15 protein-coding genes are annotated in these 15,718 nt (G+C 72.3%); 7 read left to right on the forward strand and 8 right to left on the reverse strand.

Annotated elements, in window-relative coordinates:
* Positions 1-82: 82 nt before the first annotated feature.
* Positions 83-3,574 carry an ATP-binding cassette domain-containing protein gene (locus tag Acy02nite_RS13515; RefSeq protein WP_203740436.1) on the forward strand — a complete coding sequence of 1,164 codons (3,492 nt, stop codon included), beginning with the start codon at positions 83-85 and terminating at the stop codon, positions 3,572-3,574.
* 59 nt (positions 3,575-3,633) lie between these two features.
* Here Acy02nite_RS13515 and Acy02nite_RS13520 read toward each other — a convergent pair whose 3' ends face one another.
* Positions 3,634-4,587 (reverse strand): cyclase family protein, encoded by a 954-nt coding sequence (locus Acy02nite_RS13520; protein ID WP_239174724.1) that lies wholly within the window; start codon positions 4,585-4,587, stop codon positions 3,634-3,636.
* Between the two features lie 260 nt (positions 4,588-4,847).
* Here Acy02nite_RS13520 and Acy02nite_RS13525 point away from each other — a divergent pair, with 260 nt between their 5' ends.
* Together Acy02nite_RS13525 and Acy02nite_RS13530 are read left to right on the forward strand one after the other, a co-directional pair.
* Positions 4,848-5,459 carry a TetR/AcrR family transcriptional regulator gene (locus tag Acy02nite_RS13525; RefSeq protein ID WP_203740438.1) on the forward strand — a complete coding sequence of 204 codons (612 nt, stop codon included), beginning with the start codon at positions 4,848-4,850 and terminating at the stop codon, positions 5,457-5,459.
* Between the two features lie 168 nt (positions 5,460-5,627).
* A complete protein-coding gene (locus Acy02nite_RS13530) occupies positions 5,628-7,088 on the forward strand; it encodes an FAD-dependent monooxygenase (RefSeq protein ID WP_239174726.1) in 1,461 nt (486 codons plus the stop codon).
* Here Acy02nite_RS13530 and Acy02nite_RS13535 read toward each other — a convergent pair.
* On the reverse strand, positions 7,073-7,966 hold the full coding sequence (locus Acy02nite_RS13535) for a S1C family serine protease (protein WP_203740440.1): 894 nt from the start codon (positions 7,964-7,966) through the stop codon (positions 7,073-7,075). The genes Acy02nite_RS13530 and Acy02nite_RS13535 overlap by 16 nt on opposite strands.
* Positions 7,967-8,097: 131 nt before the next feature.
* Here Acy02nite_RS13535 and Acy02nite_RS13540 point away from each other — a divergent pair, with 131 nt between their 5' ends.
* From Acy02nite_RS13540 to Acy02nite_RS13555, 4 genes are all read left to right on the forward strand, one after another.
* The gene (locus tag Acy02nite_RS13540; protein WP_203740442.1) at positions 8,098-8,538 is read left to right on the forward strand and encodes a hypothetical protein; all 441 of its coding nucleotides are present in this window, start codon (positions 8,098-8,100) and stop codon (positions 8,536-8,538) included.
* Between the two features lie 119 nt (positions 8,539-8,657).
* Entirely contained in the window at positions 8,658-8,942 is a 285-nt protein-coding gene (locus Acy02nite_RS13545) for a peptidoglycan-binding protein (RefSeq protein WP_203740444.1), read from the forward strand.
* A 72-nt stretch (positions 8,943-9,014) separates the two neighbouring features.
* Positions 9,015-9,716, forward strand: coding sequence for a TIGR03089 family protein (locus tag Acy02nite_RS13550; RefSeq protein WP_203740446.1), 702 nt, complete (start codon positions 9,015-9,017; stop codon positions 9,714-9,716).
* 27 nt (positions 9,717-9,743) lie between these two features.
* A complete protein-coding gene (locus tag Acy02nite_RS13555) occupies positions 9,744-10,346 on the forward strand; it encodes a class I SAM-dependent DNA methyltransferase (RefSeq protein ID WP_203740448.1) in 603 nt (200 codons plus the stop codon).
* A 70-nt stretch (positions 10,347-10,416) separates the two neighbouring features.
* Here the strand turns inward: Acy02nite_RS13555 and paaE are convergent, their stop codons facing one another.
* Genes paaE through paaN form a run of 6 tightly spaced genes read right to left on the reverse strand, consistent with a single transcriptional unit; the run spans position 10,417 to position 15,682 of the window.
* Positions 10,417-11,451 (reverse strand): 1,2-phenylacetyl-CoA epoxidase subunit PaaE, encoded by a 1,035-nt coding sequence (paaE, locus tag Acy02nite_RS13560; RefSeq protein ID WP_203740450.1) that lies wholly within the window; start codon positions 11,449-11,451, stop codon positions 10,417-10,419.
* A gap of 3 nt (positions 11,452-11,454) precedes the next feature.
* On the reverse strand, positions 11,455-11,946 hold the full coding sequence (gene paaD, locus Acy02nite_RS13565) for a 1,2-phenylacetyl-CoA epoxidase subunit PaaD (protein WP_425548264.1): 492 nt from the start codon (positions 11,944-11,946) through the stop codon (positions 11,455-11,457).
* Positions 11,940-12,806: a 1,2-phenylacetyl-CoA epoxidase subunit PaaC gene (gene paaC, locus Acy02nite_RS13570; protein ID WP_203740454.1), complete on the reverse strand. Its 867-nt coding sequence runs from the start codon at positions 12,804-12,806 to the stop codon at positions 11,940-11,942. The genes paaD and paaC overlap by 7 nt, the downstream gene beginning before the upstream one ends.
* On the reverse strand, positions 12,806-13,102 hold the full coding sequence (paaB, locus tag Acy02nite_RS13575) for a 1,2-phenylacetyl-CoA epoxidase subunit PaaB (RefSeq protein ID WP_203740456.1): 297 nt from the start codon (positions 13,100-13,102) through the stop codon (positions 12,806-12,808). Before paaB ends, paaC begins: the two co-directional genes overlap by 1 nt.
* Positions 13,099-14,019 (reverse strand): 1,2-phenylacetyl-CoA epoxidase subunit PaaA, encoded by a 921-nt coding sequence (gene paaA / locus Acy02nite_RS13580; RefSeq protein WP_203740458.1) that lies wholly within the window; start codon positions 14,017-14,019, stop codon positions 13,099-13,101. The genes paaB and paaA overlap by 4 nt, the downstream gene beginning before the upstream one ends.
* Entirely contained in the window at positions 14,012-15,682 is a 1,671-nt protein-coding gene (gene paaN / locus Acy02nite_RS13585) for a phenylacetic acid degradation protein PaaN (RefSeq protein ID WP_203740461.1), read from the reverse strand. Before paaN ends, paaA begins: the two co-directional genes overlap by 8 nt.
* Positions 15,683-15,718: the final 36 nt, after the last annotated feature.

The following is a 15,718-nucleotide window of genomic DNA, read 5'->3' on the forward strand; positions in this document are numbered from 1 at the left end:
GGGATTAAACCGGTTGAGCGGGATCGCCGGGACCGCACAGGATGGGGTACCGCCTCCTTCCCCATCGTCCAGAGGACTTCGTATGCGTCTGCTTCGCGACCTGTGGGTTACCTCCCGAAGTCGCACAGCGCTCGCCGCGTTCCTGATCGTGCTCGGCGCGGCCGGGTCGTCAGTGGCGCTGGCGCTGGCCGGGTCGGTGCTGGTCAACCGTTCCTACTCGCTGTTCGCCGTGCTGGCCGGCGCGCTCGGCGCGGCCGTGCTCAGCGACGTCTTCGTCGGCCTGGTCGCGGCCCGGCTGACCGCCGACTGGGCCGCCCGGGTCCGGCGTGGGCTCAACCGGGTCGCCTTCGGCCAGGACATCCCGACGCTGGAGAACACGCCCGTCGGCGAGCTGCTCGACCGGATCGACTCGGACGTCTACCAGGTCGCCTCCGAGCTGCGCGGCAGTGGCGTGCGCATCATGCAGTCGCTCGCGGTCGCCACGCTGTCGATCGTCACCGCGTTCTTCGTGTGGTGGCCGGCCGGCCTCGCGATGATCGGTGTCGTCGTCCTGCTCTTCCTCACCATGAACAAGCCGATCCAGCGCATCTCTCCCGTGCGCATCTCCGAGGAGGAGGCCTGGTCCGACCTGGCCGCCGTCATGGAGGAGGCCATCCATGGGCAGGACGACGTGCGGACGAGCCTGGCCCAGCCGTACGTGCGGCGCCTCTTCGCCGACCGTGCCCGGGAGGTGCTCGCCCGCGGGCGCCGGGTCTGGCGCGCCTCGGCGAAGATCACCATGTGGGCCGGGGCGATCACCCGTACCCTCATCGCCTCGCTCGTCGTGGTCGGCGCGTGGGCGCTGATCACCGGGCACATCGACGGCGCCCGCCTGACCGCGGTCTGGCTGCTCGCGCTCGGCTTCGGCGGCACCTTGGAGCAGGTCACCCGGATGGTGCCCGAGCTGCAGAACGCGCTCGGCGCATGGGGCCGCGTGCAGATGCTCGCCGCGACCCCGCAGGAGCCGGCCGACGGTGTGCCGCCGGTCGACGGTGACCTGGTCGTGCGGGACCTGACGTTCCGTTACGGCGAGGCGGACAGTGGACGGCCGCCGGCGTTGCGGGGCGTGAGCCTCACCTTCGCGCGCGGACGGTCGTACGCGCTGATCGGTCGCACCGGATCGGGCAAGTCGACCCTGGCCAAGGTGCTGACCCGGGCCGTCGACGTGCCGCGGGGAACGGTGTTCCTCGGTGGCGCCGACATCAACGACATCGGGGTCGAGGGGCTGCGCCGGTGGACCGCGATCGTGCCGCAGCGCACCGAGATCCTGGCCGGCACGCTCGCCGAGAACATCGCGCTCTTCGACGAGTCGCTGCAGCCGCGGGCCGGCGAGGCGATCGACGAGCTGGGCCTGTCGGCCTGGGTCGCCGGGCTGCCGGACGGCATCGACACCAGGCTCGGTGAGGGCGGCTACAAGCTCTCCGCCGGGCAGGAGCAGCTGGTGGCGTTCGCGCGGATCCTGGTCCGCGACCCGCAGGTGGTGATCCTCGACGAGGCCACCGCCCGGATGGACCCGGTCACCGAGTCGTGGGTGCAACGGGCCACCGACCGGCTGCTGCAGGGCCGGATCGGCGTGATCGTCGCGCACCGGTTGTCCTCGGTGCAGCGCTGCGACGAGGTCGTGGTGCTCGCCGACGGCCAGGTGCTCGAGGCCGGTCCGCTGCGCGAGTCGCGGCGGTTCGCGGAGCTGATGGCCAGCAGCAACCTGGCCGTCCCGGCGGCCGCGCCGGCATCGAACGCCGGCGGCGTGCTGGTCGAGGAGGACCGCGACTGGGACACCGCCGTGCAGGTCGAGCTCGGGCCCGACGCGCTGGGCAACCCGCTGCCGGCGGTCGAGCCGCCGCCGCTGCCGGAGCCGCCGCCGACCCGGACCATGCGGGAGATCGCCCGCCTGGCGACCAACGACGCGCGGTACGGCCTCGGCGCGGTCGCGCTGTTCTTCCTGATGGTCCTTTTCGGACTCGACGGCGCGGTGCTCCCGCTGCTCTGGGCGAACGTGGTCGACGGCGCCGGCAACCCGCTGCTGCCCGCGATCGGGATCGCCGCGGCGCTGCTGGCGCTGATCCCGACGCTCTACTACACCGGGGCCTGGTTCCCGGAGTGGTGGGTGCGGCAGATGCTGCGGATCAGCCTGCGCCTGGTCAACGGTCAGATCGGCCCGCGCCGGGTCAGCAAGCACACCCCGGCCGAGGTCGTCGCGCAGGGCGGTGACACCGAGCGGGTCGTGATGCTCGCCGACAACCTGATCGACAACGGCGTCGCCCTGCTCACCGTCGTCGCCATGACAGCGACCTCGCAGTCGCTGGTGCCGGCCATGTTCTTCCTCGGCACGATGCTGGTGTCCGGCCTGGCCGCGACACTGTTCGGGCCGCGGCTGGAGCAGGCCGCCCGCCGGACCGTCGCGGCCCGCGCGGCGTTCGCGACGTCGCTGGTGTCGTCGCTGTCGGCGGCGCGCACGGTCAAGCTGGCCGGCGCGACCGAGCCGGTCCTGGGTCACCTGGCCCGGCTCGACGCCAAGCGCAGCGAGCTGCAGTGGCGGGAGATCGCGATCCAGGTGTGGGCGCGGTCCACGCCGTCGATCGCGAGCGGGCTGCTGCCGATCGGGGTGTGGGCGCTCTACCTGAACGGGGGGCTCAGTGCGGCGGCGACGCTGATCGCGGTGGCGACCCTCGGGTCGGCCCGCTGGTTCGCGTGGACCACGGCGTCGCTGGTCTCGCACTTCCCGTCGGCCCGGGTGTGGACGACGCGGACGGTCGCCATGTCGGGCGCCGGGGAGTACTCCTCGGACGTGCCCGGGGTGGACATCTCGGCCGGCACGGCGCCGGACCCGCCGGCCCCCGCGCGCAATCCGCTGCGGTCACTGGAGCTGCGCGGCTTCAGCGCCGTCCACGAGAACGGCGCCCAGGGGGTACGCGACGTGGACCTGACCGTCGGCCGCGGCGAGCTCGTGCTGGTGGTCGGCCCGGTCGGGTCCGGCAAGTCCTCGCTGCTGCGCGCCCTCGCCGGGATCGTGCACCACACCGGTGACCTGCGCTGGAACGGCGAGCCGGTGCGCGACCCGGAACTGTTCCTGCGGCCGAACCAGGTGGGGTACGTGGCGCAGCTGCCCCGGGTCCTCTCCGGAACCGTCGCCGACAACATCCAGCTCGGTCACGAGGTGGACGCGGCCGACGCGGTCTCGGTGGCCCAGCTGGAGCACGACCTGACCGCCGCGGGTGGTGGGCTGCAGCTGCTGATCGGGCACAAGGGCACCCGCCTCTCCGGTGGCCAGCTGCAACGGCTGGCCCTGGCCCGGGCGCTGGCGCCGCGGACCGAGCTGCTGATCGCTGACGACGTGTCGTCGGCGCTGGACGTGACCACCGAGCTGGAGTTGTGGCGGGCGCTGCGGTCACACGGGGTGACGGTGGTCGGCTCGACCTCCAAACGGGCGGCGCTGGCCCAGGCCGACCGGGTGGTCGTGCTGATCGGCGGCAAGGTGGAGGACCAGGGCACCTGGCCGGAGCTGGAGGACCGCTGGAGTCATCTGGCCGGCTGAGGTCCTTCCGGTGGCGCGCCCCTTCCCCGGGGCGCGTCACCCTTCTTGGGGGCTGCCCGTCAGAACGTGGCGATCGGGTTGACCGGGCTGCCGGACGTGCCGGCGAACCGGACCGGCGCGACCGCCAGCTGGAAGTCCCACTGCCCGAGCTCGGCGGCGGTCGCCGCGCACGCCTCCAGGTCGCAGTTGTCGAGCAGCCACAGGCCCATCGCGACGAGCCCGACGGCGTGCACCGGCATCAGCACGCCGGCGTACCCCGACGGCTGGACGTCCTGCGGGGTGTCCGCGCCGATCAGTGCGACCTCGCGGTCCCGCAGCCAAGGCAGGCAGGACGCGTGCCACCCGGCCTGCGCGAGACCGCCGGGCGCGGCCGCCTCGTGCCGGGCACGGCCGTGACCGGTCCGCAGGAGCACCGCGTCACCGGCTCGCACCCGCACCCCTTGCCGGCGCTCGGCCTCCTCGATATCGCCGGGGAACACGCCCTGTCCCGGTTCCAGCCACGGCACGTCGCGGACCGCCGCGACGTCGAGCAGGACGCCACGCGTCACGATCCCGTTCGCCGCCGCGGTGACCGCCGCCCACGCCGAGCCGGTCTCGGCGCCGACCAGCGAGTGCGACCGCCCGTTGTACGTCGCACCGTCCCAGAAGAGGTGGCACGGCGAGTCGACGTGGGTGATCGTGTTGCCGTGGAACATCAGGCCGAGCCGCTCGTTCGAGAATCCCCAGCGCCGGTCGGCGTGGAACGCGGGCGGCATGTGCTCGGCACCCGGCATCTCGGCGGCGCACGGGCACACGGTCGTCGACCGTTCCATCTCCGCCGGGACGGTCACCTCCCACGCGCACGACACGCTCCGGCCGTGCCGGACGGCCCGCGCCGCTGCCAGCCGGACGTCGTCGGTGATGTGGTTCAGGGTGCCGCGCTCGTCGTCGTCGCCCCACCGCCCCCAGTTCGACAGCGTGTCGAAGTATCCGAGCACGTCGTCCTGCGTGGGCAGCGATCGTCGCGGCGTCATCGCGGCATCGGCTCCTCGGTCACGGGTGCGGTCGTCGCAGGCAGGGTATCCCGGGCCGCGCCCACCGAGGCGTGGGCCGGTGCTGACGGTGGTTGTCCGCCTCGAACTACCACCGTCAGCACCAGCCGACTGCTCACCGGACCGCCCGGGTGTGCTCTCAGGGCATTCCGGAGGAGCCGGGGACGAGTCTGAGACGGCGCTGAGAAAAATGCGTGGCACGCACATTTGCGGGGGACGCAAGTTTTGGTAGCGTGGATCGCATGGGACTCCGGGAGACCAAGAAGCAGGCCACCCGGACCGCGCTGAGCTGGGCGGCGGTCCGGCTCATCGCCGCGCGCGGATACGACAAAGTCCTGGTGGAGGACATCGCGGCGGCCGCCGGGGTGTCACCGCGGACGTTCAACAACTACTTCTCCAGCAAGGCCGAGGCGGTCGCGGCCCGGCACCACGACCGCTGCCTCGGCGTGGCAGCGTCGCTGCGTGAGCGGCCGGCCGGCGAGCCGCTCTGGGACGCGATCACCGAAGCCGTGCTGGCCCGGTTCACCCCCGGGCCGGAGGTCACCTCCCAGCCGCAGCCGGATCCGGACGACTGGGTGGCCGGCGTCCGCCTGATGGTCGCCGAGCCGGCCGTGCGCGCGGAGATCCTGCGCGCCGGCGCGGACGCGGAACGGGCGATCGGCGCCGCCGTCGCCGACCGCACCGGTCTCGACGTGGACGAAGACCTCTATCCGAAACTGGTCGCGGCGGCAGTGATGGCCGCCAACAACGTCGTCGTGCTGCAGTTCCTCACCACGGGCGGGAGCCGGGAGACGGTGCCCGCGCTGCTCGCCGAGGCGCTGCGGCAGATCAGGGCGGGGCTCCCCCAGCCCTGAGCCCCACGACGGGGCACCCGACAGTGAGTGTGCGCGGCCGCTCGGGCGCATCACTGTCCACATTGGACCATTAGCGCTGCCGTGCTCACGAGCCCGCCGCCCGCATCTGTGGCGCGCCCTCCGCCGGAGAACGCGCGGCTAACCACGTACCCAATAAGGAGTTTTGTCATGATTTCCGATGTTGTGATCGTCGGCGCGGGACCGAACGGCCTCATGCTCGCCTGCGAACTCGCCCTCACCGGACTGCGCCCGGTCGTGCTGGAGCGCCGCACCGGCCCCTCCACCGAGCAACGCGCGAACGGCCTGGTCGGCCAGGTCATTCCGATGCTGCACCGGCGCGGGCTCTACGAGCGGCTGACCGGCCACCCGGGCGCGCCCTCCCCCACGTCCGGTCATGTCTTCGCCGCGTTCCACCTGCGGCTGGACGAGCTCGCGGACAATCCGATGCACATCCTGCTGGCGTCGCAGCAGAAGATCGAGGCGATGCTCGGCGAGCGCGCCCGCGAGCTCGGCGTGCAGGTCCGCGGCGGGCACCAGCTGACCGCTCTGGATCAGAAGGACGACCGTGTGGTCGTGGACGTCGACGGTCCGGAGGGTCCCTACCGGGTGGAGACGCGATACCTGGTCGGCGCGGACGGCGGGCGCAGTGTCACCCGCAAACTGAGTGGCTTCGCCTTCCCCGGGGTCACCGATGACCGGTCGGTTTCCCGGACCGCCGCGGTGGACGTCCCGGAGGGGCTGCGTGATCCGGGGACCGGTGGCCTGCGCGTTCCGGGCTACGGGCTGATCCCGCCGTTCCGGCACCATCGCACCGAGCGCGGGGTGGTCGCCTGGGCGCCGTTCCCGGACGGGCGGAATCTGATCACCGCGTCGACGGACGCCCGGCCGCCCGGCGCCGAGCCGGTGACGTTCGCGGAGGTCATGGAGGCGGTGACCTACGTGCTCGGCGCCGAGGTTCCGCTTCTCCCGCCGACCGGGCCGGAGCCGCACACGCTGCGCCGGCTCTCCGGTGGCAACACGCGGATCGCGGACAGCTACCGCAAGGGGCGCGTCATCCTGCTCGGCGACGCGGCGCACGTGCATTCGGCGATGGGCGGCCCGGGGCTCAACCTCGGCCTGCAGGACGCGATCAACCTCGGCTGGAAGCTCGCCGCCGAGGTGCGCGGCCGGGCGCCGGAGGGGCTGCTCGACACGTACGAGTCGGAGCGTCGCCCGGTGGCCGAGCGCGTCATCATGCACACCCAGGCGCAGGCGTTGCTGGCCGGGCCCGGTCCCGCCGTGACGGCGCTACGCGCGCTCTTCGCGGAGTTGATGGAGGAGGAGGGGGTGGTGCGCCGGCTCGCGGCTCTGCTCGCCGGAACCGATTTCCGGTACGACCACTGCGGCCCGTTCGCACCCGATCTCGGCGCGCTGACCCACACCGGGCGTCCCCTGCTCGTCGACAACACCGGCGCGCTGGCCGGGACAGCAGCGCCGTGGCGCGACCGGGTCGACGTCGTCACCGCGCCGGGGGTGCCCGCCGTGCTGGTCCGCCCGGACAACTACCTCGCCTGGACCGACGGGTCGGCGGAAAGCTTGGAGACCGCGCTCAGCCGCTGGTTCGGGAGGCCGGCTCAGGAGACGATCTGAGCTTCGAGCTGCTTGACCACGCCGGTCACGGTGCCGGCCGGGATCGCGAAGCCGAGCCCCACGCTGCCGGTGCTGTCCCCGGAGGTGGCGATGGCCACGTTGATCCCGACGACCTGCCCGGACGTGTCGACCAGGGCACCGCCGGAGTTGCCCTGGTTGATCGCCGCGTCGGTCTGCAGCAGACCGGAGAGCTTCTCCTCACCGGTGTCCAGGCTGCGGTCCTTGGCGGAGACGATGCCGGAGGTCACGGTGCCCTCGAGGCCGAGCGGGGCGCCGAACGCCAGCACGGTGTCCCCCACGGCGACGCTGTCGTCGGTGCCGAACGTGACCGGGGTCAGCCCGGTGAGGCCGGTCGCCTGGACCAGCGCCAGGTCGTGCGTGGTGTCGGTGGCGACGACAGTGGCGGGCACCGTCCGGCCGTCGGCGAGGCGGACGCTGACCGTGCCGTCCGACGAGATCACGTGGTTGTTGGTGAGGATCAGCCCGTCCTCGCTGAGCACCACGCCGGAGCCGAGCGACGACTCGCGGGTGCTGTCGACGAGCACGGTCACGATGCTCGGCTGGACCTTGGCGACGATCGGGGCGAGCTCGTCGCCCTCGGTGACGGTGGTGGCGGCCACCGTGGTGCCGGAGGCGCTCGCCGCGGCCGTCGCCGAGCCGCCGCTCAGGTATTGCTCGGTGAGGAACGCGCCGGTGCTGCCGCCGGCGCCGATCAGCACGAGCACCGCGGCGCCGCCGGCGATCCGCCGCTTCCACCGCGGGTCACGTGGCGGCCGCACCATCACCGGAGGAATCGGGAACACGTGCGCCGGCGCCCGGTGGGACGCGACGGGAGAGGTGTGGTGCTCGTCGGCGTTGCGGTTCAGCAGATCGGTCATGCCACCAAAGGTGAACCTCGAAGATGTCTGGTCCCGATGAGCGCTCTGTGACTTCGCTGTGTGCGCCGGGTCCCCCGTACGGGTCGGTGCGGCGCCTCGCCCGTCCGGTTCGTCTCCTCTACGTTCTTCCGGTGGAATTCGGTCGTATCGCCCGTGTCACGGGTTCTGTTGTGCTGCTGCTCGGCTCGGTGACCGCCTGCTCCTCGGATGCCGACGCGATCTGGGTGGAGGGCCGCGTACTGCCGTCGGCGTCTCCCTCTCCCTCTCCCTCCGCCGCGGCGTCGCAGGCCGCGCCGTCCTCGCCGTCCTCACCGGCGCCCAGCTCGCCGGCGTCCGGCACGCCGTCGTCACGGCCGGCCGCCACGGGCGATCCGGATCGCTTCGTGGAGGCGGTCCGGCGGCAGCTGCCCGAGCTGGCCATGGACCGTCGCGACGAGGAGATCGCCGACCTGGGTTCCGAGGCGTGCGCGTCGTTGCGGACCGACGATCAGGACAACCTTTCCGCGTACGGCGTGACAGCCGCCCAGGCGCGGCAGCTCCGCGGCGTGGCCCGCGCCGACCTGTGCCCCTAGGGTTCCTACCGGTCGGCCGAAAGTAAGAGGGTTGCACAGCAGATCGGGACCCTCGGCAGATGCCGGGCACAGCCTCACCTGGGGAAGCTGTCATCACACAGCGAATCGGGGAGGTAACAATGACCGCACGAGGTGTGCTCACCGTGGTCGGCACTGCCGTCGGTGGCCTGATCGGCTGGTCGGAGACCGCACCGACCGCTGACCCGGCGAGCCTGCGCGCCCTCTTCGCCGACTTCGGCGTCGAGGTCGGCTCCGGCCCCGCCGACCTGGTGGAGGCGGTTCGCGCGTTCCAGCTCAGGATCGGCCTGCCCGCCGACGGCGAGGCCGGCCCGGAGACGGTCCATCTGCTGGCCCGCTACGCCGCGGACGCCCGCGAGCTGACCGAGTTCCGCCGGGCCGCCTGATCCCGCCGTCGTCGCCACCATCGTGGGACATCGCTGCGGCCCGGGCCGTACGGCTGGGTAGGTTGGGCGGCGATGAACGGCATGGAGCGGCGACCGGGCGAGCTGATCACCTACTACGACGACGCCACCGGGGAACGGACCGGGCTGACCGCGGCGGAGCTGGGCCGGTGGAGCGCGGCGACCGCGGAGCTGCTGACCGGCGAGTGCGGGCTGCGAGCGGGCAACCGGGCCGGGGTGCTGCTGCCGCCGCACTGGCAGACGGCGGTCGTGCTGCTCGGGGTGTGGGCCGCCGGGCTGGAGGTGTCGTTCCGCGGGTGGAGCACGGCCGGGCTGGTCAGTGGCGGGCCGGCGCTGGACGTGACCTTTGTGGAGCATCGCCGGGTGGGCAACTGGCTCGACGAGGTGCCACGGGCGCCGCATCAGTTCGTGCTCGGGGCGGCCGACGACGTACCGCACGGTTATCGTGATTTCCTGCCCGCGGTGCGGGCGCATCTGGGCGCCGAGCCGCCGGTGGACCGCGCCGGGAACGAGGCGGCGGCTGTTCCGGACGGCACGACCTTCTCGGAGTACGGTGCCACGGCCGCGGCGCTCGCCCGATCGCGCGGGATCGAGCGCGGTGACCGGGTGCTGATCGAGGCGGATGCGTCCGAGGAGCCGCTGATCTGGCTGCTGGCGCCGCTGACCGCCGGGGCGTCGATCGTGCTCTGCGCGAACCCGGACCGGTCGCGGCTCGACGATCGCATGACCATCGAGGGCGTGACCCGGCTGTACTGACGACGATCGTCTTCTACTGTGGACCGCATGGAGGTCTTCGATCAACTCGCCGAGAAGTATCAGGGCGAGCACAGCCATAATCCGTTCCAGGCCGCGCTGATCGAGAAGATCAGCGCGACCCTTCCGGCCGGCGCCTCGGTTCTCGACCTGGGCTGCGGCTCCGGCGTGCCGACTGCCAAGGTCCTGACCGAGTCCGGTCACCGTGTGGTGGGTGTGGACATCGCCGAGGGGATGCTGCGGCTGGCCCGTGAGCAGGTGCCCGCGGCCGAGTTCGTCCGGGCGAACTTCGCCGAGCTGCCCGACGACTTCGGCAAGTTCGAGGCGGTGACCGCGTTCTTCTCCCTGCTGATGTTGAGCAAGGCGGAGATCGAACGCACGCTAGACAAGGTCGCCGGGTGGCTCACGCCCGGTGGTCACTTCGCGATCGGCATGGTCAACTTCGATGCGGACAGCATCCCGATCGAGTTCATGGGCGTCCCGGTGACCGTTTCCGGTTACCTGGAGCCGGATCTGGCGGCGGTGCTGGAGGCGCACGGCTTCACCGTCCTGACCATCGAGACGGTCTTCTTCACCCCCACCGACGGCCCCCAGGAGAGCCAGATCTTCGCCCTGGCCCAGCTCCCGGAGTGACTCCCGGGCCGAGACGTTCGCCGGCGTCTCGGCCCTCGTCCCGCGGACCGTGGGCCTCACGGGGGCGGGGTCACTCGTCGAAGTCGACGACGACCTTCGGGGACGCGGCGGTGCTCTGGCAGGTCAGCACGAACCCGGCGGCCAGCTCGGCCGCCTCCAGCGCGAAGTTGCGCCGCATCGTCACGTCACCCTCGACCACCCGGGCGCGGCACGTCCCGCAGACCCCGCCCTTGCACGCGAACGGCAGATCGGGACGGGACCTCTGCAACCCGTCGAGCAGCGTGACACCGTCCTCGACGGTGACCGTGGTGGCGCGTCCGTCCAGGTGAACGGTGATCTCGCTGCTCGGCCCGCTCGCGGTGGCCTCCGGGCGGACCGGCTCGGGCGGCGCCTCGTCGACCCAGAACAGCTCACGGTGGATCCGCTCCGGCGCGACTCCGGCCCCGGCGAGCACCTCGGTCGCGTCGGTCACCATCCCGTACGGCCCGCACAGCCACCAGTGGTCGACCGCCGCCACGTCCAGCAGGTGCGGCAGCAGCGCCCGCAGCCGGGCCGCGTCGAGCCGCCCGGAGAGCAGGTCGGCCTCCCGCGGCTCGCGGGACAACACGTGCACGAGTTCCAGGCGGGCCGGATGGCGGTCCTTCAGGTCGGCGAGCTCCTCGGCGAACATCACGGTGTCGGTACGACGATTGCCATACAGCAGTGTCACCTCGGTGTCCGCCCGTCGCAGCAGGGACGCCGCGATGGAGAGCACCGGGGTGATCCCCGAGCCGGCCGCGATCAGCACGTGCCGCCCGCCGGCCGTCAGGTCCGGCGTGAACGTCCCGGACGGCGGGGCGACCTCGAGCTCGTCACCCGGACGCAGGTCACGCACGATCCAGCTGGAGATCACGCCGCCGGGCACCTCGCGCACCCCGATCCGGGGCGCGCCGCCGGCCGGGGCGCAGATCGAGTATGTCCGGCGCTCGTCGGCGCGCCGCACGGTCAGGGACTGCCCGGGCCGGAACGCGAACCGCTCGGTCAGCTCGGGCGGCACGGCCAGGGTGACCGCGACCGCGTCCGGGCAGAGCCGGTCGACCGCGGCGACCCGCAGCGTGTGAAACACGGCCTAGATCTCCTTCATGTGCTCGAACGGCTCCCGGCAGGCGGTGCATCGCCGCAGTTCACGGCAGGCGGTCGCACCGAACGCGGCGATCGCCTCGGTCCGCGCCGACCCGCACCGCGGGCACCGGATCGTGTCGTGGCGCGGCGACAGGGTGATCGGAATCGGTCCGGAGGCTCGGCGGGGCGCGGCTCCGGGTGGCGCGATGCCGGCCTCGGCGAGCTTGCGCCGGCCGCTGTCGGTGATCCAGTCGGTGGTCCACGCGGGCGCCAGGACGGTACGCACCTCGACCGCCCCGAACCCGGCCGACCGCAGCGCCGCCGCGATGTCCGCGCGGATCGTCTCCATGGCCGGGCAGCCCGAGTACGTCGGTGTGATCGTCACCGTCACCCCGTCGCCGTCCTGCCGGACCTCCCGCACGATGCCCAGCTCGGCGAGCGTGACCATGGGCAGTTCCGGGTCGGTGACCGTCCCGACGACCTGCTCGGCGATCACCACGCACCGCCGGGGACGGCCCGCGCCAGCTCCTGCATCTCGGCGAGGATCTCGGTCAGCGCCGCGGTGTGCTCGCCGTCGCGGCCCGTGGCGGGAACCTCCGGCAGCTCCGCGGGCTCCAGAGTGGCGGCCGTCAGCACCTCGGCCAGGACCGCGTCGAACTCGCCACGGATCACGGCCGGGTCGACGGCCACGCCGGCCAGGCGCAGCTCGACCTCGTGCGCCTGGAACAGCTCGCCGGCCAGGGGAAGCACGCCGGAGATCGCCGCCGCCATGCGTGCATGGGACAAGGGAGTGCCGTCCCCGATCCGGACCACCCACTGAGCCGCGTAGTCCCGGTGGTAGGTCAGCTCCTTGACCCCCTTGGCGGCGATCGCGGCCAGCATCGGATCCCGCGACCCGCTCAACCGGTCGAAGAGCGCCAGCCGCCACGTCGTGAACACCAGCAGCCGCGCCATGAGCTGCGCGAAGTCCGCGTCGTCGCGCTCGGCGAGCCGGACGTTGCGGAACTCGTGCGCCTCCCGCCGGTACGCGAGGTCGTCCTCGTCGCGCCCCGCCCCCTCGGCCGTCCCGGCCCTGGTGAGCAGCAGCCGCGCCTGCCCGAGCAGGTCGAGCCCGATGTTGGCGATCGCCAGCTCGTCCTCCAGCTCGGGCGCGCGGGTGACCCATTGCTGCAGCCGGTGCGACATGATCAGCGCGTCGTCGCCGAGCATCAGGCAGTACGCCGCGAGGTCGGCCCGGTCCACCCCGTCGGGCAGGTCGGCCGGCACCCCGGCCAACGGGTCGGTGAAGCCGGTCCCGTAGGCCCAGCGGGCATCGTCGGCGTGGTCGGTCAGCGCGCCGTACGCGTCGTCGAAGGCCATCAGATGTGCGGGACCGAGTCGGGAATGGCGTAGTACGTCGGGTGCCGGTAGACCTTGTCGGCGCTCGGCTCGAACAGCGCCGCCTTGTCGTCCGGGTCGCTGGCCACGACGTCGGAGGAGAGCACCACCCAGATGCTCACCCCCTCGTTGCGCCGGGTGTAGAGGTCACGCGCGTGCTGCACCGCCATCCGGTGGTCGGCCGCCCGCAGCGAGCCGACGTGCACGTGGTTCAGGCCGCGCTTGGCCCGCACGAACACCTCGAAGAGCGGCCATTCGTGCCGGATCTCGTCGCTCATCGTCCGCTCCCGTGTTTCGCCGCGTGTGCCGCGGCTGCCTCGCGCACCCACGCGCCGTCGCTGTCCGCCTGCCTGCGCCGCTCGATCCGCTGCCGGTTGAGCGGCCCGTCGCCGGTGATCACCCGCTTGAGCTCCGACCAGTCCGGCTCGCCGAAGTCGTAGTGCTCACGCTCGGCGTTCCACCGCAGCACGGGGTCGGGCAGGGTGACGCCGAGCGCCTCGGCCTGCGGCACCGACATGTCGACGAACCGCTGCCGCAGCTCGTCGTTGCTGTGCCGTTTGATCTTCCAGGCCATCGACTGCGCCGAGTTCGGCGAGTCGCCGTCGGGCGGGCCGAACATCATCAGCGACGGCCACCACCACCGGTTCACCGCGTCCTGGACCATCGCGCGCTGCCCGGCGGTGCCGCCCATCATGGTCATCAGCAGCTCGTAGCCCTGCCGCTGGTGGAAGGACTCCTCCTTGCAGATCCGGATCATGGCCCGGGCGTACGGCCCGAAGGAGCTCCGGCACAGCGGGACCTGGTTGCAGATCGCGGCGCCGTCGACGAGCCAGCCGATCACGCCGACGTCCGCGAAGGTCAGCGTCGGGTAGTTGAAGATCGACGAGTACTTCTGCCGGCCCTCGATGAGCCGTTTCGTCAGGTCACCCCGGTCGGCGCCGAGCGTCTCGGCCGCCGAGTAGAGGTAGAGCCCGTGCCCCGCCTCGTCCTGCACCTTGGCCAGCAGGATCGCCTTGCGTCGCAGCGTCGGGGCGCGCGTGATCCACTCCCCCTCGGGCTGCATGCCGATGATCTCGGAGTGCGCGTGCTGCGCGATCTGCCGGATCAGCGTCTGCCGGTACTTGTCCGGCATCCAGTCCCGCGGCTCGACCCGCTGGTCCTTGGCGATGGTCTCGGCGAAGGTCGACTCAGACATGGTGCCTGCTCTGCAGGGTGAAGAAGCGGCCCGCGACGAAGTAGTCGTCGGTCAGCGACGCGGTCGCCGCCGGGTTCGCCCCGGTCCCGTGCAGGTCGCTGAAGGCCGCGGTCTGGTTCACGAACACGCCACCGGTCAGGTTCTCCGACAGGTGCACGCCCGCGTCGAGCGCCGCCTCGCGGGCCGCGTCCAGCACCGCGGGCGAGGTCGAGTGCACCAGCGCGGTCAACGCCCCGTGCGCCCGTACCGTCTCGGTGAAGATCCGCAGACTGTGCTCGGTCGAGTCCGTCGTGATCAGGAAGGACACCGGACCGAACCATTCCCTGGTGTACGTCTTGTCGTCCGCCGAGTCGAGTCGCACGACCACCGGGGTCCTGATCGTCGCGCCGGGGAACTGCTCGTCGGCCACCGCCTCGGAGCCGTGCACCACGCCGGGCGCGCCGGCCGCCTCGGTGAGCCGGGCCAGCACGCCGTCGTTCACGATCGCCCCGAGTGTCCCGGCCGCCCGCTTCGGATCCCCGAGCAGCTTGCCGAGCGCGGCGGACAGGTCGGCGCCGAACTGCTCCGGCGTGCGGGCCCCGTCCTCGGTCGTGATGCCGTCGCGCGGGATCAGCAGGTTCTGCGGCGTCGTGCACATCTGCCCGCTGTACAGCGAGAGCGAGAACGCCAGGTTCCGCAGCAGCCCCTTGTAGTCATCGGTGGAGTCGAGCACGACCGTGTTGAGCCCGGCCTTCTCGGTGTAGACGACGGCCTGGCGCGCGTTCGCCTCCAGCCAGTCGCCGAACTCGCTGGAGCCGGTGAAGTCCACGATCCGTACGTCAGGATGGGTGGCGATCGTCGCGGCGATCCCGTCGCCCGGCTGCTCGGCGGCCAGGGTCACGACGTCGGGGTTGAGCCCGGCCTCGGCGAGCACCTCGCGGCAGATCTGCACGGTGATCGCGAGCGGCAGCACCGCGCCGGGGTGCGGCTTGACGATCACCGGGTTGCCGGTGACCAGGCTCGCGAACAGGCCGGGGTAACTGTTCCAGGTGGGGAACGTGGTGCAGCCGATCACCAGCGCGACGCCACGGCCGACGACAGTGCCGGTCTTGGTCATGCTGAGCGGGTCGCCGCCGCGCTGCGGCTTGGACCAGGACGCCTGCGCCGGCATGCGGGTGGTGGCCGCGAGAGCGTAGGCGATCGCTTCGAGCGCCCGATCCTGCGCGTGCGCGCCGCCGGCCTGGAAGGCCATCACGAACGCCTGGCCGGAGGTGTGCTGCACGGCGTGCGCCATCTCGAAGATCCGCGCGTTGATCCGCTTCAGGATCTCGGTGGCGATGCCGGCGCGACCCTCGGGACCGACGGCCCGCCAGCCCGAGATGGCGGCGCGGGCCGCGGCGACCAGGGCGAGCGGGTCGGCCTTCGGGTAGGAGACGGCGAGCTCGATCCCGTACGGCGAGTGCTCGGTCGACACGGTGCCGGACGCGCCGGGCACCTCGATCGGGAACGGCTTGCCGAGCAGGGCGGCGAAGGCACGCTCACCGGCGGGCGCGGCGTCCTCGCCGTAGACGGACTTGCTCGGCGACTCGGGGAACGCGGACCAGTAGTCGCGGGCTGCGGCTGCTGCGACGGCGCGCTCGAGTAGCTCACGGTGGGTGGCGTACAGGTCTGCGGGAGAGGTCACCTCACCGTTTTACCAACCCATCGGTCGGTTATTCAA

Source organism: Actinoplanes cyaneus (assembly GCF_016862095.1).
Lineage (GTDB): Bacteria > Actinomycetota > Actinomycetes > Mycobacteriales > Micromonosporaceae > Actinoplanes > Actinoplanes cyaneus.

Excerpts from the sequence above, each read along its gene's own strand:
- Acy02nite_RS13555 (WP_203740448.1), top strand. The coding sequence starts at position 9,744 with ATGGAGGTCTTCGATCAACTCGCCGAGAAGTATCAGGGCGAGCACAGC.
- Acy02nite_RS13535 (WP_203740440.1), bottom strand. The coding sequence starts at position 7,966 with ATGACCGATCTGCTGAACCGCAACGCCGACGAGCACCACACCTCTCCC.
- Acy02nite_RS13530 (WP_239174726.1), top strand. The coding sequence starts at position 5,628 with ATGATTTCCGATGTTGTGATCGTCGGCGCGGGACCGAACGGCCTCATG.
- paaC (WP_203740454.1), bottom strand. The coding sequence starts at position 12,806 with ATGGCCTTCGACGACGCGTACGGCGCGCTGACCGACCACGCCGACGAT.
- paaB (WP_203740456.1), bottom strand. The coding sequence starts at position 13,102 with ATGAGCGACGAGATCCGGCACGAATGGCCGCTCTTCGAGGTGTTCGTG.
- Acy02nite_RS13525 (WP_203740438.1), top strand. The coding sequence starts at position 4,848 with ATGGGACTCCGGGAGACCAAGAAGCAGGCCACCCGGACCGCGCTGAGC.
- Acy02nite_RS13515 (WP_203740436.1), top strand. The coding sequence starts at position 83 with ATGCGTCTGCTTCGCGACCTGTGGGTTACCTCCCGAAGTCGCACAGCG.
- paaA (WP_203740458.1), bottom strand. The coding sequence starts at position 14,019 with ATGTCTGAGTCGACCTTCGCCGAGACCATCGCCAAGGACCAGCGGGTC.
- Acy02nite_RS13520 (WP_239174724.1), bottom strand. The coding sequence starts at position 4,587 with ATGACGCCGCGACGATCGCTGCCCACGCAGGACGACGTGCTCGGATAC.
- Acy02nite_RS13550 (WP_203740446.1), top strand. The coding sequence starts at position 9,015 with ATGAACGGCATGGAGCGGCGACCGGGCGAGCTGATCACCTACTACGAC.
- Acy02nite_RS13545 (WP_203740444.1), top strand. The coding sequence starts at position 8,658 with ATGACCGCACGAGGTGTGCTCACCGTGGTCGGCACTGCCGTCGGTGGC.